Origin of the sequence: Pseudomonas sp. NPDC085632, assembly GCF_044541255.1 — a bacterium.
In the GTDB taxonomy this organism is placed as follows: Bacteria; Pseudomonadota; Gammaproteobacteria; order Pseudomonadales; family Pseudomonadaceae; genus Aquipseudomonas.
Map to the genome: position 1 here is coordinate 14,058 of NZ_JBITSX010000032.1, position 15,138 is coordinate 29,195.

General features: G+C 61.0%; 13 protein-coding genes. 5 read left to right on the forward strand and 8 right to left on the reverse strand.

Features of this window, described 5'->3' with window-relative positions; translation table 11 throughout:
- Positions 1-2: 2 nt before the first annotated feature.
- The 4 genes from ACIF4X_RS19195 to cpaB are packed head-to-tail and all read right to left on the reverse strand — an operon-like array spanning position 3 to position 4,637.
- Positions 3-1,271: a CpaF family protein gene (locus ACIF4X_RS19195; protein ID WP_397483333.1), complete on the reverse strand. Its 1,269-nt coding sequence runs from the start codon at positions 1,269-1,271 to the stop codon at positions 3-5.
- Entirely contained in the window at positions 1,268-2,458 is a 1,191-nt protein-coding gene (locus ACIF4X_RS19200; RefSeq protein ID WP_397483334.1) for a CpaE family protein, read from the reverse strand. The genes ACIF4X_RS19195 and ACIF4X_RS19200 overlap by 4 nt, the downstream gene beginning before the upstream one ends.
- Positions 2,455-3,672 (reverse strand): type II and III secretion system protein family protein, encoded by a 1,218-nt coding sequence (locus ACIF4X_RS19205; protein ID WP_397483335.1) that lies wholly within the window; start codon positions 3,670-3,672, stop codon positions 2,455-2,457. Before ACIF4X_RS19205 ends, ACIF4X_RS19200 begins: the two co-directional genes overlap by 4 nt.
- A 20-nt stretch (positions 3,673-3,692) precedes the next feature.
- A complete protein-coding gene (cpaB, locus tag ACIF4X_RS19210) occupies positions 3,693-4,637 on the reverse strand; it encodes a Flp pilus assembly protein CpaB (RefSeq protein ID WP_397483336.1) in 945 nt (314 codons plus the stop codon).
- A gap of 340 nt (positions 4,638-4,977) precedes the next feature.
- Here cpaB and ACIF4X_RS19215 point away from each other — a divergent pair, with 340 nt between their 5' ends.
- The 5 genes from ACIF4X_RS19215 to ACIF4X_RS19235 all read left to right on the forward strand — a co-directional run bounded on the left by ACIF4X_RS19215 (position 4,978) and on the right by ACIF4X_RS19235 (position 9,055).
- Positions 4,978-5,178 carry a Flp family type IVb pilin gene (locus ACIF4X_RS19215; protein ID WP_238785282.1) on the forward strand — a complete coding sequence of 67 codons (201 nt, stop codon included), beginning with the start codon at positions 4,978-4,980 and terminating at the stop codon, positions 5,176-5,178.
- 18 nt (positions 5,179-5,196) lie between these two features.
- Entirely contained in the window at positions 5,197-5,412 is a 216-nt protein-coding gene (locus ACIF4X_RS19220; RefSeq protein WP_397483337.1) for a Flp family type IVb pilin, read from the forward strand.
- Between the two features lie 72 nt (positions 5,413-5,484).
- A complete protein-coding gene (locus ACIF4X_RS19225; RefSeq protein WP_397483338.1) occupies positions 5,485-5,892 on the forward strand; it encodes a response regulator in 408 nt (135 codons plus the stop codon).
- Between the two features lie 397 nt (positions 5,893-6,289).
- Complete coding sequence (locus tag ACIF4X_RS19230) at positions 6,290-6,439, forward strand: hypothetical protein (protein WP_397483339.1); 150 nt, start codon at positions 6,290-6,292, stop codon at positions 6,437-6,439.
- A 210-nt stretch (positions 6,440-6,649) separates the two neighbouring features.
- Positions 6,650-9,055, forward strand: coding sequence for an autotransporter outer membrane beta-barrel domain-containing protein (locus ACIF4X_RS19235; protein WP_397483340.1), 2,406 nt, complete (start codon positions 6,650-6,652; stop codon positions 9,053-9,055).
- A gap of 144 nt (positions 9,056-9,199) precedes the next feature.
- Here ACIF4X_RS19235 and ACIF4X_RS19240 read toward each other — a convergent pair whose 3' ends face one another.
- The 4 genes from ACIF4X_RS19240 to ACIF4X_RS19255 form a co-directional block, all read right to left on the reverse strand.
- Positions 9,200-10,870: a ShlB/FhaC/HecB family hemolysin secretion/activation protein gene (locus tag ACIF4X_RS19240; RefSeq protein ID WP_397483341.1), complete on the reverse strand. Its 1,671-nt coding sequence runs from the start codon at positions 10,868-10,870 to the stop codon at positions 9,200-9,202.
- Positions 10,871-11,004: 134 nt separating this feature from the next.
- On the reverse strand, positions 11,005-12,597 hold the full coding sequence (locus ACIF4X_RS19245) for a collagen-like triple helix repeat-containing protein (RefSeq protein WP_397483342.1): 1,593 nt from the start codon (positions 12,595-12,597) through the stop codon (positions 11,005-11,007).
- Between the two features lie 299 nt (positions 12,598-12,896).
- Complete coding sequence (locus ACIF4X_RS19250; protein ID WP_397483343.1) at positions 12,897-13,751, reverse strand: MaoC family dehydratase; 855 nt, start codon at positions 13,749-13,751, stop codon at positions 12,897-12,899.
- 2 nt (positions 13,752-13,753) lie between these two features.
- Entirely contained in the window at positions 13,754-15,106 is a 1,353-nt protein-coding gene (locus ACIF4X_RS19255) for a 3-oxoacyl-ACP reductase (protein WP_397483344.1), read from the reverse strand.
- Positions 15,107-15,138 lie beyond the last annotated feature (32 nt).

Below are 15,138 nucleotides of genomic sequence, written 5' to 3' on the forward strand. Positions count from 1 at the left end.
CGTCAGCCCAGATGCGTCTCGTGGCGCAGCTTGTCGCCGGCCGGATTGACGGCTTCGCGCAAGAAGCCGAAGCCCGTGCGGCGGTCGAGGCGGAACAGGGTGTTGGTGACGTAGACATCTTCGCGAATACCGACCACTTCCACCACTTCACTGACGCAGCGACGCCCGTCAGGCATGCGCGTCAACTGGATGATCACGTCGAGGGCGGCGCAGATCATCTGGCGCAGCGTGCGTTCGGCGATGGAACGGCCCGTCAGGCCGACCAGTGTTTCCAGGCGCAGCAGGGCATCCTGCGCATTGTTGGCGTGCACGGTGCTCATCGAACCGTCGTGGCCGGTGTTCATCGCGGTGAGGACGTCGACCACTTCGACGCCGCGAATCTCGCCGAGGATGATCCGGTCGGGGCGCATCCGCAGGGCGTTACGGATCAGGTCGCTGGCCTTCACTTCACCGTGGCCTTCGGCGTTCGGTGGACGGGTTTCCAGGCGCACGACGTGAGGGTGGCCGAGTTGCAATTCGGCAACGTCCTCGATGGTCACCAGACGTTCGTGCGGGTTGATCAACTGGCTGAGAATGTTCAATAGCGTGGTCTTGCCGGTACCGGTGCCGCCACTGATCAGGATGTTACAGCGCTTGCCGACCGCATCCTGAAAAAACTCGAAGATCGACAGGTCGATGGTTTGCATGGCCATCAGGTCGCTGCTCTTGAGCATGTCCTTGCGAAATTTACGGATTGACAGGCAAGGGCCATCGAGGGCAATCGGCGGAATGATCGCGTTGACCCGGCTGCCATCCGGCAGGCGTGCATCGACCATCGGCGAAGATTCGTCGAGGCGCCGGCCGAGTGGCGCGAGGATGCGCTGCATCACGCGTTCGACGTGATGCGCATCGATAAACCGCAGGTCACTCTGGTGCAGCACACCGTCGCGTTCGATGAACACCCGGTGCGGGCCGTTGACCAGAATCTCGGTCACTGACTGATCGCGCAACAACACTTCCAGCGGCCCGAAACCGGTGAGCTCGTCGACGATCTCCTCGGCCAGGCGCTCCATTTCGTAGCGGGAAATCGCCAGGTGCAAACGCGCGATGTACTCGGCGACTTTGTCGGTGACAAATTGCGCGAGTTGTTGGCGTGAACCTTCCAGCAGGTTTTTGCCGGACTCTTCGAGGGCGTCGATGATGTAGCGATGCAGGACCAGTTTCAGGCCTTCGTGATCGCTGTTGCCGACGCCGTTGCGCGGCGCCGCGCCGAAGAGTTTTTCTGCGCTCATGAGGTGCCTCGCAAGCGGTCGAACCAGGTGACTTTAGGCTTGGCCAGGCCCTCGGAACGTTTGGCCAGACGTTCACCGAGGGCGCGCAGGCTCTGGGTGAGTTTTTCCCGCGGGGCCAGATCGAAGAGGCTGACGCCCTGGTTCTTGGCGTTCAGGCGCACTTCCGGGGTGAGGGCCAGCGTGGCGATCACTTCCAGGTTGAAGGTCTTGCCGAGGGTTTCCGAATTGGGCGCGACGTTGCTCAAGTAGCGATCTATCAGCAGGCGTCCGTGGTCGAGTTTCATGCCTTTTTCGCGCCACAGATTGAGCACGGCGAGGTTGCGTCGGCAGTTGAGCACGTTCTGATCGGTGTACCAGAGCAACTTGTCGCAGTGGCTGACAAAGGTGCGCAACGCTTCGCTGTCGGTCTGCCCGGTGAGGTTCACGACGATGTGCTGGAAGTGCTGACGCAGGGCGCTGAGCAACATGTACAGCTCGGCGGCGCTGGTGTTTTCCAGCGGTTCGTCGTTAGTGGCGTAGGCGAGAATCCGCAGGCCGGCTTCGGCGCTGGTGAAGGCGCTGTCGATCAACGTGGCGTCGAGCCTGCGCAAGTGGCGCAAGGCATCGCCGAAGTGAAACGAACTCTCCAGCCCGAGCAGGGCGAGGCTGTCACCGCGCGGCAAACCGAGATCGAGCAACAAGGTCTGCTGACCGCTCTTCTGCACGACCAATGCCATGTGGTTGGCCAGCAGTGCGCCGTCGGAACTGCTCTGTACGCCGTACATGACCGTGAGGCCACCCAACTGCGTGTTCGGTGCCACGGGCGGCAGGCGTTTGCTCAAGCGCCGGACCAGCCCGGCGACTTCACTGGAGCGCGAACCGTAGGCGACAAAATCCCGGGCGCCGGCGCGCATCGCATTGAGCACCAACTGATTGTCCATGCCGTCACCAAGGGCCACGATTGCCAGCATCGGTTTGGCTTCCAGCGCGCCTTCGATCAACGCGCTCTGGGCGACCACGTGCTCGCGATCCAGGCCGACGAATACCAGGCTGGCAAAGGTGACGTCGACCAGCGCCAGCAGTTCGTCAAGGCTGCCGCCACCGGCGCTGACCACCTGACCGAGGGGCGCGAGTGCGCCCTGCAGCCACTCCAGATCGGTGCTGTTGCGGGTGATGGCGAGAAAGGTCTGGCTCAGGCTCTGGCTCATTGGGATAACCCGCTGCGCTTGTCGAAGTTGCCGTTCTCGAGGAAAAACATGCGGTAGAAATTCGGGTCGTAGTTGCGCAGTTTTTCTCCGGGCAACGACGGCAGCTGTGCGTCGGCGGCCAATGGCTGCACCAGATGCGGCGTAACGATCATCAGCAGTTCGCGCTCCTCGCGTTTGATCTGCGAGCCTTTGAAAAAGGCGCCGAGCACCGGGATGTCACCGAGGCCGGGAAACTTGTTCACTTGCGAGCTGTTGGTGGTGCTGATCAAGCCACTGATGACAAAGCTTTCGCCATCGCCCAGTGACACGCTGGTGTCGGTGCGGCGTATGGTCAGGGCCGGCACGGTGGTGCCGGCGATCTGCACCGCGTTGCTGAAGTCCAGTTCACTGACCTCTGGGGCGACCTTCAGCGCGATGCGATCGCGGCCGATGATGGTGGGTGTCAGGGTCAGGCGGATGCCGAATTCCTTGTATTCGATCGAGACGTTGTCGCTGCCGGAACTGGGCACCGGAATCGGAATTTCACCGCCGGCCAGAAAACTCGCGCTCTGCCCGTTCAGCGCCACCAGACTCGGCCGTGCGAGGGTGTAGGCGAAGCCGCTGGTTTCCAGCGCGTTGATGATCGCCATGGTTTTGCCGCCGATCCACGAGAAGTTGAACAACGAGTTGTCCACCGGCAGGCGGGGCTGCGGCACCCCGTCAATCGGGGGCAGGGTGCCGGGCGAACCGAAGAGGAAATTGCCGCGCGTGCCGATCAGCGAGGCGGTGGCTTCTTTGAGTTTGGTCCGGCTGACTTCGACGAAGCGAATATCGGTCTGTACCTGGGACGGCAGGCTTGGATCATCTGAGGGCAGAGCACTGTTCAACGCGGCGGTGGCGGCGCCCTGCACGAACACCATGCTCTGGCGCGGCTCGCTCGAGCACGACGTCCAGACCATCAGGCTGGTGGCGCCGGGCGCCACACCCGTGAGTAAAAAGGACGAGCTGTCATTGGCGTGTACGTCGGCGATTTTCGGATCGCCAATCGCCAGGCGAGTAATTGCCACCGGGGACTGCACGTCCTGCTGAAAGCCTTCGCCGATTTCGATCACCGGCGGCATGCGCCCCAGTGCCGAACAATTACCGACCGCCGCCACCGCGGCGTCCATCGACAGGCCCATCAGTAACAGGGCGCGCAGCATGGGTTTGAATGTCGGCCTGAAACGACTCTGCATGCCCTTGGATCCTTGCGCAGTCATGGGTTTTGTTGGGTGATCTGATTGCCGCGAATGATTTCCACCGCCGGCCGAGCCGTGCCCCCGGAACCGCCGCTGGCTGGCGTTTTCGGTGTGCCGCTCAAGGCCAGTTGGGTGAACTGGACAAGTTGTCGGCTGGCGGTGTCGAGATGGGCCGTGGACTGGTCGTCTTCACCGGCCCAGTATTTGGCCAGGCGTTGTTCTTCGCTGCTGCGCACGGCCAGGCGCAAGGTGCCGGCCTGCGTGGCGAGCATCAGGCGACTGAGCAGTTGTTCCGGCACCGCCAGCACCACGGTGCGCGCGGCGATGCGGCGTTGATCCTGTTTGAGTTTTTCGTCAGCGCTCAGGGCCGGTGAAGCGGGTTGGCCGTCATTGGTCAGGCCGTACTGATCACCCACCCCAAGCACGCGCATGGCCGGTAGAACGATCTGCGCCGACTGTTCCAGATTGCTGGAGTCCTGGCGCAGATAGAGCAGCACATCGACGTAATCGCCGGGGATCAATTGCCCGGCCGCGCCGATCACTTCGTCGACCGCCACGGTCAATGCGCGCTCATCGCGGTGAATCATGCGTGCCAGTGAACCGCCGGCGGTGAAGCTTTCATCGTTCAGCCAAGTGCCGGCGCTGAGGTGCCGCCAGGGTGTGCGGCCGACGGCCTGGTCGACGTTGCTCAAGCTGCCGGCCGGTGCACTGCGCAGTTTTTCCACCGCGACATCGGCCGCCGTCAGCGCGGTGAACGGCGGCACATCGTGCAGCAACACCACCACCGGTTGACGGGTCTGGTCTTCGGCGATCGCGACAGTTTTTTCAACGGTGACGGCTGGGGCAACGGGCGCTTCGGCGACGGGTGCCGGTTGACGACTGAGCACCAGTCCCCAGTAGCCGACAAAAATTGCTCCAAGCATAAGGATGGCTGCAAGGCCCATGGTGACGCGACTGTTCATGACGGCTCTCCCTTTCCTGCTGCACTACCCACCGCACTTGCTAACGAGAGAAGTTCCCAATCCGGCAGCTATGAACATGCAACTATTTCGCTATTTCCACGCTAGCTGATCCAAGCCAAAACGCCATTACTGACAGGAAAATAACCCACTAAAGTATGAGTCTTGGCCAATTAACAGCAGCAATCGGCAACTTCGAGATGTGATTAATCCTTTGTGATTAATCCGTTCTTACAGTTGTTGGGTGGGAGTTTGTTGACAATGCTCAAATGGCACGGTGGAACCTTGCCGCTGTAGTGCGACATCGGCGCCAGAGGCGCGAAGGAGTGGATGTATGTTCCAGATGATTGTTGATTATTTGACGGCCAGAGTTCGTCTGTTAATTAGAAACGAGGAAGCAGCATCGGCGATCGAGTACGCGATTGTGGTGGCGATGGTTGCCGTTGTGGTTGTGGCCTTCGTGACCCCGCTTGGTAACCGGGTGCTGTTCTACTTCAACAACATCTTGACCGGACTTGGCGGCACTGCCGTGACCAGACCCTGAAGACTGAGGAGAACTGCGATGCTCTTTGAGTACCTGATGATTCGTGCCCGCAGTTTCCTGGCCAATGACGACGCAGCCTCCGCGATCGAATATGCGATTGTGGTGGCGATGGTGGCGGTGGTGGTCATCGTGTTCGTTACGCCGGTGGGTGGCCGTGTGCTGGTCATGTTCAACAACTTGCTGGTGGCGTTGGGTGGGACGGCCGTGTCGACCACACCTGCGCCGTCCTCCTGAGCTGAACGAAGCTCAATGCCCGGCTGATGTCGGGCTACACTCGGGTTTACTTTCAGTTTTCAGGGATTGCCCATGAATGCTCCTTTGCTGCCGCGCCAACAGTTGCTTCTGGTTGACGATGAAGAGGACGCGTTGCTGGAGTTGGCGGAGTTGCTGGAGGGGGAGGGGTTTGTCTGTCATACGGCGACGTCGGTAAAGCTGGCGTTGCATCATTTGACTCGTCACCCGGATATCGCGTTGGTGATCACTGATTTGCGTATGCCGGAGGAGTCCGGGATGTCGTTGATCAAGCGCTTGCGTGAGCATACTTCGCGCCAGCATTTGCCGGTGATTGTGATGTCGGGGCATGCGGATATGGAAGATGTCAGTGACCTGTTGCGGTTGCAGGTGGTGGATCTGTTTCGCAAGCCGATTTATTACCTGAGGTTGTTGGAGACTTTGGATAATCTGTTTCCCAAGCCTAAGGTTCAGGTTGGCTGAGGTTGAACTCGGCGGCCTTTGGGCCGACCGTGCTTTGGGGGTTTTTGGTGAATATCCGTTTTTTTGGGGGTTGCGGCTGGCGGTTTCGCCCTTACGGCGAGGCACTTTTTCCAGACGCCGAAAAAGTACCCAAAAAGGCTTGCTCCTACGTGCGGCCCGCTCGCTAAAGCTCGGGGTTCCTTCGCTCCGGGATCGATCCGGGCGCAGCGCCTACGGTTTGCTTCGCTGCACCTCCTCTCGCTGTGTTTGGCTTCGCCAAACGGTCGCTGCGCTCCCACCCCCGGATCAATCCCTCCACTCAGCCTTCCGACGTCGCCCGTGGATCAAGATCAAGATCAAGATCAAGAGCTGCAGCCGAGCTAACGCTCATCCTGTTGAGTGGTGAGAAGCAGAGGTGATGTGGGTGTGGTGCACTGCTCTTGCTCTTGCTCTTGCTCTTGCTCTTGCTCTTGCTCTTGCTCTTGCTCTTGCTCTTGCTCTTGCTCTTGCTCTTGCTCTTGCTCTTGCTCTTGCTTTTGCTTTTGCTTTTGCTTTTGCTTTTCTGTAGGCGTGAGCCTGCTTGCGATGGCGGTTCGACTGCTGGTCGGGTTCTTGAGAATTTGGCGCCATCTCTTTGACTTTTTGGTGGTATCAAAATGATGGCTCCTGTAGATTCCCCGCGCCCGAGCCAGGACACATGGCGGGCCGGTAGGGATGCCTGTATGAATACGTGAACCCTGCTGAAACTGTTTTTCATGTTTTGGAAGGGAATCTCGTTTTGAATACTTCTTGTCTGCGCCGCTCTTTGCTGGCGCTTTCTGTGGCGGCTGCCGTTGTTCGGGCTCCGGGTGTCGGGGCTGTCACCCTCAATTACGATCTGGGCACAGGCCCGCTGGTCAGCGTCAAGCAGACCTACGATTTTCTCAATCTCGTGGGCACGGCGAATGTTGTGGAAAGCTCTACGTCGACGATGACCAGCGCGGCGCAGTTCACTGGGTTGTCGGTTAACAGCGAAATCGTCAACAAGGCCAGGATCACTATCGATGGCGCCACCCACGGTGTCGGGATCGACATCGCGCCGGCGGCGGGCGTGTCGTGGGCGCGGCTCGGTTCCAACTTCAGCAACGAGGGCTCGGTGACGGTCAACGGTCTGGCTGCGAGTGGTGAATCGACGGGTATCGCGTTGAGGGACATTCCGGTGCGTGGTGCTTTCCTGAACTCAGGCCCGATCACCGTGAGCGGTAATAACGCCACCGGGGTTTCGCTGATCAACAGCAGTTTTGGTAGCGGGGTGATCAACGCCGGCGCCATCGTCGTCAACGGCACCAATGCTCGTGGGCTTTATCTGGAAAACGTCACGCTGCCCGGCCCGGTCATGAGCCGGTCAACACTCAGGGCCACCGGCAGTGGCGCCGAAGCCATAGTGTTGAACGGGATGCAGCTTGTGCCTGCATCGTCTGCGAGCCAATACGGTCTCTACAACTACGGCAACGTATACGGGGAGAGCATCGGCATTCATGTGTACAACCAGCCCGCAGGACAAGGTCCGCTCAACATTGTTCAGTCATACGGATCGATCACGGGTGGTACGGCGGCCATTAAAGTGGACGATGGTCTGAGTTACTTTTACTGGAATTATGGCGAGGTCAAAGGCGACCTGTTGGGTCTGACCGGGGTGTCGATTGATGGCGAGGTCAGCTTCGATGGCGCGACGATCAAGTCCGGGTATGTCACCGTTCAAGAAGGCACTCTGACCCTGGCGCGGGCGCACACCACGATCGTCGGCGATCTGGACATGGAAGAAGCGGACTCGGTGATTGCGATGTCGGTCGGCAATGACACCGACATCAACCGAGCGATTCTGACCGTCACCGGCACCACCGAGATCGCGCCGGGCGGTCATGTGCAATTGCAGGCGCGCTCCAGCGATTTTCGCACGGCCGCCGGTGGCAACCGTTACACGTTGATCCGTTCGGGCAATCTGATCGGCGGCGAAAACCTTACGGTCGAGTCGACCTCGGCATTGCTTGAAGTCAAAAGCTATGGCGTTGAGGGTAACGACGTTAAGGCGCTGGTCAGCACCAAGTCGCAAGAAGTGTTGACGCAAAATACTCTCGATGCCGGTGGTAGCCCAAACGCTGCTTCTGCGCTGGTCGGACTGTCGGCGTCGCTGATGTCTCGTCTCGATGAACAGGATCCGGTGTTCCAGGCGTTTGCCAATGCCGGCACCGACACGCAACTGGCGCGGCTGGCCGAGACACTCAGCCCGGACGTCAGCCGTGGCGTGCTGCACGCCGCCACCAACAGCCAGACGCTGGTTTCTGACGTGATCAACGACCGCGCCAATCGTGCCCGCACGGTCACCGGCAGCCTGGCAAAAGGCGTCTGGCTGCAAGCCCTCAGCAGCGATGCCGATCAGGATGCCCGTCGCGGTGTCGCCGGTTATGACGCCGACAGCCACGGGATTGCCGTTGGTGCCGACGGTCAGTTGAACGCCGATACATCGGTCGGTCTGGCTTACAGCTACCTCGACACCGATGTGAAATCCGATCTCGGCAGCAAAACCAAAGTGACCGGCCATGCGCTGACGGTCTACAGCAATTGGCTGCACGACAACTGGTTCGTCGACGCTTCGCTGATGTATGGCTGGAATGACAACGAATCCAAACGCTACATCGCCGGCACCCGCGCCAAAAGCGATTACGACAGCGATGTATTCGGCGTCAGCGCCTTGGCCGGTTATACCCTGCGCCTGACCCCGGGTGTGGTGCTGGAGCCGCAGGTCGGTGCGCGTTACGCCAACGTCGGCATGGATTCTTATCGCGAGAAGGGCAGTTCGGCAGCGCTGAATGTCGGCAGCCAGCGTTACGAAGTCGGTGAGATGGGCTTCGGTGCGCGCCTGGCCGCCGATTTTGCGCTCGGCACCGGCAGTCTCGAACCTGAGGCGAAAGTCATGGCCTGGCATGACGTGATTGGCGACAAGGTTGCGACCTCCTCATCGTTCGTACTCGGCGGCGATTCATTCACCAGCCGTGGCACCACACCCGTGCGCGACAGCTATGAACTGGGCCTGGGCGCCAACTACCGGATGGGCGCGTGGAGTGTCGGCGGTTCGTACAACTACGTAACGGCCAGCGGTTTCAATGCCGACGGCTTTACCGCGAAGGTGCGTTACGCGTTCTGATCCGCATCACGCAAAACCTGTGGGAGCAAGCCTGCTCGCGAAGACGGTGTTTCAGTCAACAGAACGGTTGGCTGATCCAGCGCTTTCGCGAGCAGGCTCGCTCCCACAGTTGTTTTGACTCAGGGGCGCAGTGCAATCCCGGCCCTACAACTGATAACTGAAACTGATGCTGTACCGAGGCTTGCGATTGAACGTATCCAGTGCTTCATCGGACATCGCCTTCGCTGCTTCCAGCGCAATGTTGTAGTACTTGGCATCGCCAAACCGTAACCCGATCGCGGCCGATGAAAGATTGTTGGCCTTTACCGGCAGTTCATTGAACCAGCTGCGCGAGCGATCGAGCACGACATACGGTTGCAGGATGCGCACCCAGTTGCCGTCGCGGTTGTAGCTGTAGTTGATCTCGTACGCTACCCCCCAGCCCTTGTCGCCGGACGCTTGATCGTCGGGGTAACCGCGACCGAAATTCTGCCCGCCGAACACCGCTCGCTCGCTGTCCGGGAGGGTGTCGTCGCTCCAGTACAGCGCGGCCGACAGCACGCCTTGCCAGTTGTCGAAAAACTTGTCGCTCTGCACGCCGGACAGCCGCACGCGGAAGAAGTCGAGGTCGATGGCGTCGTTGTTGGTTTTTGCGCCCATGCTGTCAAGGCCTTGGTACACACCGCCGCTGAGGATTCGCAGTTGGCGGGCATCGGCCTTGCGCCAGTCGCTCTCGAAGGCGAGGGCGCGGATGTCGGTGCGCTCTTCGACGCTCAGCGGAAAGCCGACCACGTTGTAGCGGGTCTTGTCGTTGACCGCGTAAAGCCTTGAGCCGGCTGTCAGCAGTTCGTTGGAAGCGGCAATCAGCGGCAATGTGAAACCGATCGAGTAGCGATCGTTTTCGCGGTGCGGTTTGAGTTGCAGGCCGTTGTCGAGCACGACATTGGTGCCGGGGTCGGCGCGGTAGCGTGAAGCCGACAAGGCCAGTTGCGCGCCCTCGTCATTGACGAACTGGTTGTAGTCGAGGCGGTAGTAATGTTCGTGATCGTCACCCGGCGGAAACAGCCCGCTGAGGCTCAATTGCTCGCCCATCGAGGTCTGCGAGTTACTGCCGACGCCGAGCAAGGCCTGGGTGCCGTTGCGGTTGTCTTCGGTGGTGCTCAGCGTACTGGTGAAGGGTTTGCGACTGGCCTGGGCGACCAAAGTGGTGGCGCCGTCGGTGGTGCCGGGCGGTGGTACCTGGGCCTGTATTGTCACGCCGGGGATGCGGGTCATCAGTGTGGTGTAACGTTCGAAAGTCTTGCGGGTCAGTGGCCGTTCGGCCTGGATTTTCGCCGCCAGTTTATCGATGAGTCCTTTGACCCGGCCAACATCGCCCTGCATCTGGATATCCCGTACGTAACCTTCCACCAGGACCACGCGCGCTACGCCGTCATTGAAGTTTTGCTGCGGCAAGAACGCGTACGACAGCAGGTAACCGTCCTGCTGATAGCGCCGGGTGATGTTACGGGTGGCCTCGATCAGATCGGCGAGTCGGGTCTCATGACCGATCAGCGGTTTGTAGATTTCAGCGAGTTCGTTGAGCGGGTAGAGGGTTCCGCCTTCGATCTGCACGGTTTGCAGATTGATTTTGGTGTCCATCAACAGCGGTTGCGCGGCGGCGGCACCGGCGTCCGGAACTTGCACGGGCGCGGCGCTCGGGCGATAGGCGTCGGCCGGCAGGTTCGGCACGGGCAGGTTGCGGATGGTTTCGTTGCTATTGAGAAAACTGGGCAGGGTGTCGGCGAGGGCGGCGGAACTGAGACTGAGGAACAGCAGGGATGCCAGTACGCGCATAGGACACTCCATGGTCAGATCACAGCGCAGGGCTGATTTCTCCTAAGAAAAAAGGCGGAAGACTCGTGGGAATCTTCCGCCCTCAACCAAGCGTAGGCGCTGTAGGTGAGGCCGTCGAATCGGCCAGGTGCAATTTAGCGTTTGTTGCCTCCCAGGGCGCCGGTGAGGCCGCCGACGATACCGCCCAGGCCGCCTGCCCCACCGGTGGTGCCCCCGCTGGCACCGCCGTTGACCAGGCCGCCGACTGCTGCGACGGTACCGCCGACGTTTGTGACCAGACCACCGACTGCAGTGGTGACCGGGTTGTTGGTCGCGGCAATGGTGTTGCCGATACTGCTGACCGCACCGCCAACCTGGCCGGTGAGACCGGCGACGGGTGATCCGATACCTGTCGCAGCGCCGACTTGTTGGGTCACGTTGGTAACAGCGCTGGTGACGGGGTTCAGGCCATTGCCCAGGGTGGCGCCCACCGTGGCCAGCGGTGAAGTTGTCGCGGTGATCGGGGTGCCCGATCCGCCCAGCACGGTGTTGAGCGACGCCACGGTATTACCCAGGCCGACAGCGGTAACGCCACCCGCGCTGACGACGCCATTGGTATTCCCGGCATTCAAGCCTGCGCCAACGTTGACCACGGCACCGCCAACGGTTTGCAACAAACCAGTGCCGCCGAGGCCACCGCCCAAGCCACCACCCACTCCACCGCCAGTACCTGAGCCTGTGCCGTTGGACACCAGACCACCGGCCTTGCCGACCGCGGTGCCGGTATTGCTCAAGGCACCGCCGAGCGTGTTGGTCAGGGCATTTCCGTTCCCCGCGTCGGTGACCTTGTCACCCAAGGTGTTCACCGCGCCACCGACTTTCGCCACCACGCCTTTGAGCGGATCGCCCAGGCCGGTTGCATCGCCGATCTTGTCCGTTGTGCTTTCAACCATGGCGATCACCGGCACCAGGCTACCGCCGAGTTTGTTTGTCAGCTGACTGGTCGGACCATTGGTCAAAGTGGTATCGAGGGTATTACCGAGCATGGTGACTTTCTCACCGACACCATCGAGCAGCGGCGCGACCTTGGTGACCACTCCGCCTACCACCGGAACGCTGCCGGTGGCGGTCGCCAGTTTACCGCTGAGATCGGAAACGCCGTTGCCGACATCGGTGACCACGCCGCCGACCGAAGCGACGGTGGTGGTCAGGCCTTTAGGGTCGGTGGCCAGTTTGCCGATGCCGTTGCCGATGCCATCACCCAGGGTGGTGACGACGTTGCCGGCAGTGTTGGCCGCACTTTGTACGACGCCACCGACAACCGGAACGGTGCTCAGGGAGTCGCCGATCTGGCCAACGCCATCGCCGACGCCAGCGACGGTTGTGCCGACATCCTGCACCAGCGTGGTGGTCACCAGCGGTGTGGTGGTTGGATTAGTCGGGTTGGTTGGATCAGTCGGGTCGGTTGGATTCGTCGGGTTGGTCGGATCGGTGCCGCCAGTACCGCCCGTGCCACCGGTTCCACCCGTACCTCCGGTCCCGCCAGTGCCGGCAGTATCACCGGTGCCACCCGTGCCGCCAGTACCCGAGGTACCGCCGGTACCGCCCGTGCCGGCGGTACCGTCCGCCGCAGAACTGCCGGAACTGCTGTGATGGCCGCCACCGCCGCTGCTGCAACCGGCGAGGCCAAGGGAGAGAATCAATGCCAGAGCGATTGCTGATTTGCACCACACGTCTTGAGTTTTCATGATTGAGATTCCTTGCACCTGTCACAACGTACGTTGTATTCGATGGCTCGCCGGTCTGTTGCCGGTGATGCCTTCGCCCGTTGTGCTCAATCTCAGTCCAGGGGCAGGTTTCAGACCATTCTCAAGTTGGTATTAACGCCTTTATATATAAGGTGAAGTTCAGCGCCTAAGGACTAATACCCAGGATATAGCCGCATAAAAAAAGGCCTTGATAATCAAGGCCCGGGTTTTTTCGGCGGAGGAGGAGAGGGCGGGAAAAACTTAAGTGATATACACACAATTAACGGTGTTCCGGGTGCTCAGGCAATCGGTTGCCATTGCCCGACCATGTGTTCCAGCTCGTTCGCACCGACCAGACGCAATTCACCACTGGACCCCGCCGCACTCGCGAGTAATGTCACCTCACTGGGCAAGCGCACCGGTTTGCGAAAGTGCACCGCGATCTCGAGATTGGCCTTGGGCAAATGATCGCTCAGCGCCGCGAGCGTTCGCGCCTTGTTCCACAGACCATGGGCGATGGCTGTCGGGAAACCAAACAGCTTGGCACTCGCCGCGCTCAAGTGAATCGGGTTGTAGTCTCCGGACACTTTGGCGTATTGCCGGCCAATGTCGGCCGGAGCGTTCCAGCGCGCCACTTGCACCAGCGATTGCGAGGGCTCCCAGGTCTGCTCGACAGCTTCGCCCTCAAGCTTGACGCCGCGACAGAGCATTTGGCTTTCGGCTTCCCACAATGGCCCGAGTTGATCATCCAGGGTGGTCAATACGTCGAACGTCGCGCCTTTGGGGTGTGGTTGCAAGTTGTGTACGCGAACGCTCACCTGCGCCCGACTGATCCCGCCCATCGGGCGCAACACGCGAATGCGGTTGCTCAAATGAATCAGTCCTAACAGGGGAAACGGAAACTCTCTGGCGGTGAGCAATTGCATCTGCAACGCAAAGGCGAGGATATGCGGATAGGTCGGTGGCAGCAGACCGTCATCGACGAATCCGCAGACCTTGCGATAGGCCTCCAGGCGTTGGCCATCGACATCGACCCAGCAGCGCAAACCGCTGTCAGGCAATTGCGTGCCGGTGATTTTCCGTCGTGTCGCCGCCCGTGCGTACAGCCCCGGCAGACTCGGTTCGCGATTCAGCGTATGCCATTCGATGCTCATGCCTAAGCCCCCAGAACACTTTGTCCACAGACCCGCAGCGCCTGCCCGGTGAATGCGCCGGTGCCCGGTTGCGCCAACCACGCGACCGCTTCGGCGACATCCTGTGGCAAGCCGCCCTGGCCCAGCGAACTCATGCGCCGCCCGGCCTCGCGCAGGCCGAACGGGATGTGTGCGGTCATCTGCGTCTCGATAAAACCGGGCGCGACGGCGTTGATGCTGATACCGCGTTCCAGCAGTGTCGGTGCCCAGGCTTGTGCCAGACCGATCAGCCCGGCCTTGCTCGCGGCGTAGTTGGTTTGCCCGCGGTTGCCGGCGATGCCGCTGATCGAGGCCAGCAGAATCACCCGTGCATCATCGTGCAGCGTGCCGCTGTCGAGCAGCGCTTGAGTCAGCACTTGCGGCGCATTGAGGTTGACCGCCAGCACCGCGTCCCAGAATTCCGGGGTCATGTTGGCGAGGGTCTTGTCGCGGGTGATACCGGCGTTGTGCACCAGAATATCGAGGCCGTCAGGCAGTTGTTCGATCAGTTGCGTGGCGGCGTCGGCGGCGCAGATGTCCAGAGTAATGGCGCGGCCACCGAGACGCGCGGCGAGGGCTTCCAGATCGGTTTTCGCCGGTGGCACGTCCAGCAGAATCACCTCGGCACCGTCCCGGGCGAGCGTTTCGGCAATGGACGCGCCGATCCCGCGCGCGGCCCCGGTGACCAACGCCTTGCGCCCGGCCAGCGGGCGCGTCCAGTCAGTCACTGGCGTCGCACAGGCTGTCAGGCGAATCACCTGGCCGGAGACAAACGCACTTTTTGGCGAGAGGAAAAACCGCAGCGGGCCTTCCAGTTGATCTTCCGCCCCTTCGCCGACGTAGATCAGTTGCAGCGTGCCACCACTGCGCAGCTCTTTGGCCAGCGAACGGGAAAACCCTTCCAGCGCTCGCTGCGCACTGGCGGCAAACGGTTCGCTGAGGGTTTCCGGCGCACGGCCAAGAATCACCAGGTGCGCGCTGTGCTCAAGGTTCTTCATCAATGGCTGGAAGAATTCGCGCAGCTGTTTGAGCTGGTCGGTGTGCAGCAGTTCGCTGGCGTCGAACACCACGGCTTTGAGTTTCGGGCCGTGGCCGGGAATCCATTCGGTGGCCGTTGCCGGTTGTTCGCCGTAGCGGTAAATGCCGTCGGTCAAACGGTTGGCAAAGGCACTGATACGCTCGGCCAGCGGCCCGCCGCCGATCAGCAGCGCACCTTCCACCGGCCGCAGCCGTCCGGCCTGCCAGCGCTCCAGTCGCACCGGCGACGGCAGACCCAGCGCCCCGACCAGACGATGGCCGATGGACGAGTTGGCGAAGTCGATATAGCGGTCAGACATGGAACGCTCTCCAGAAATTGGGGTTCAAAGTG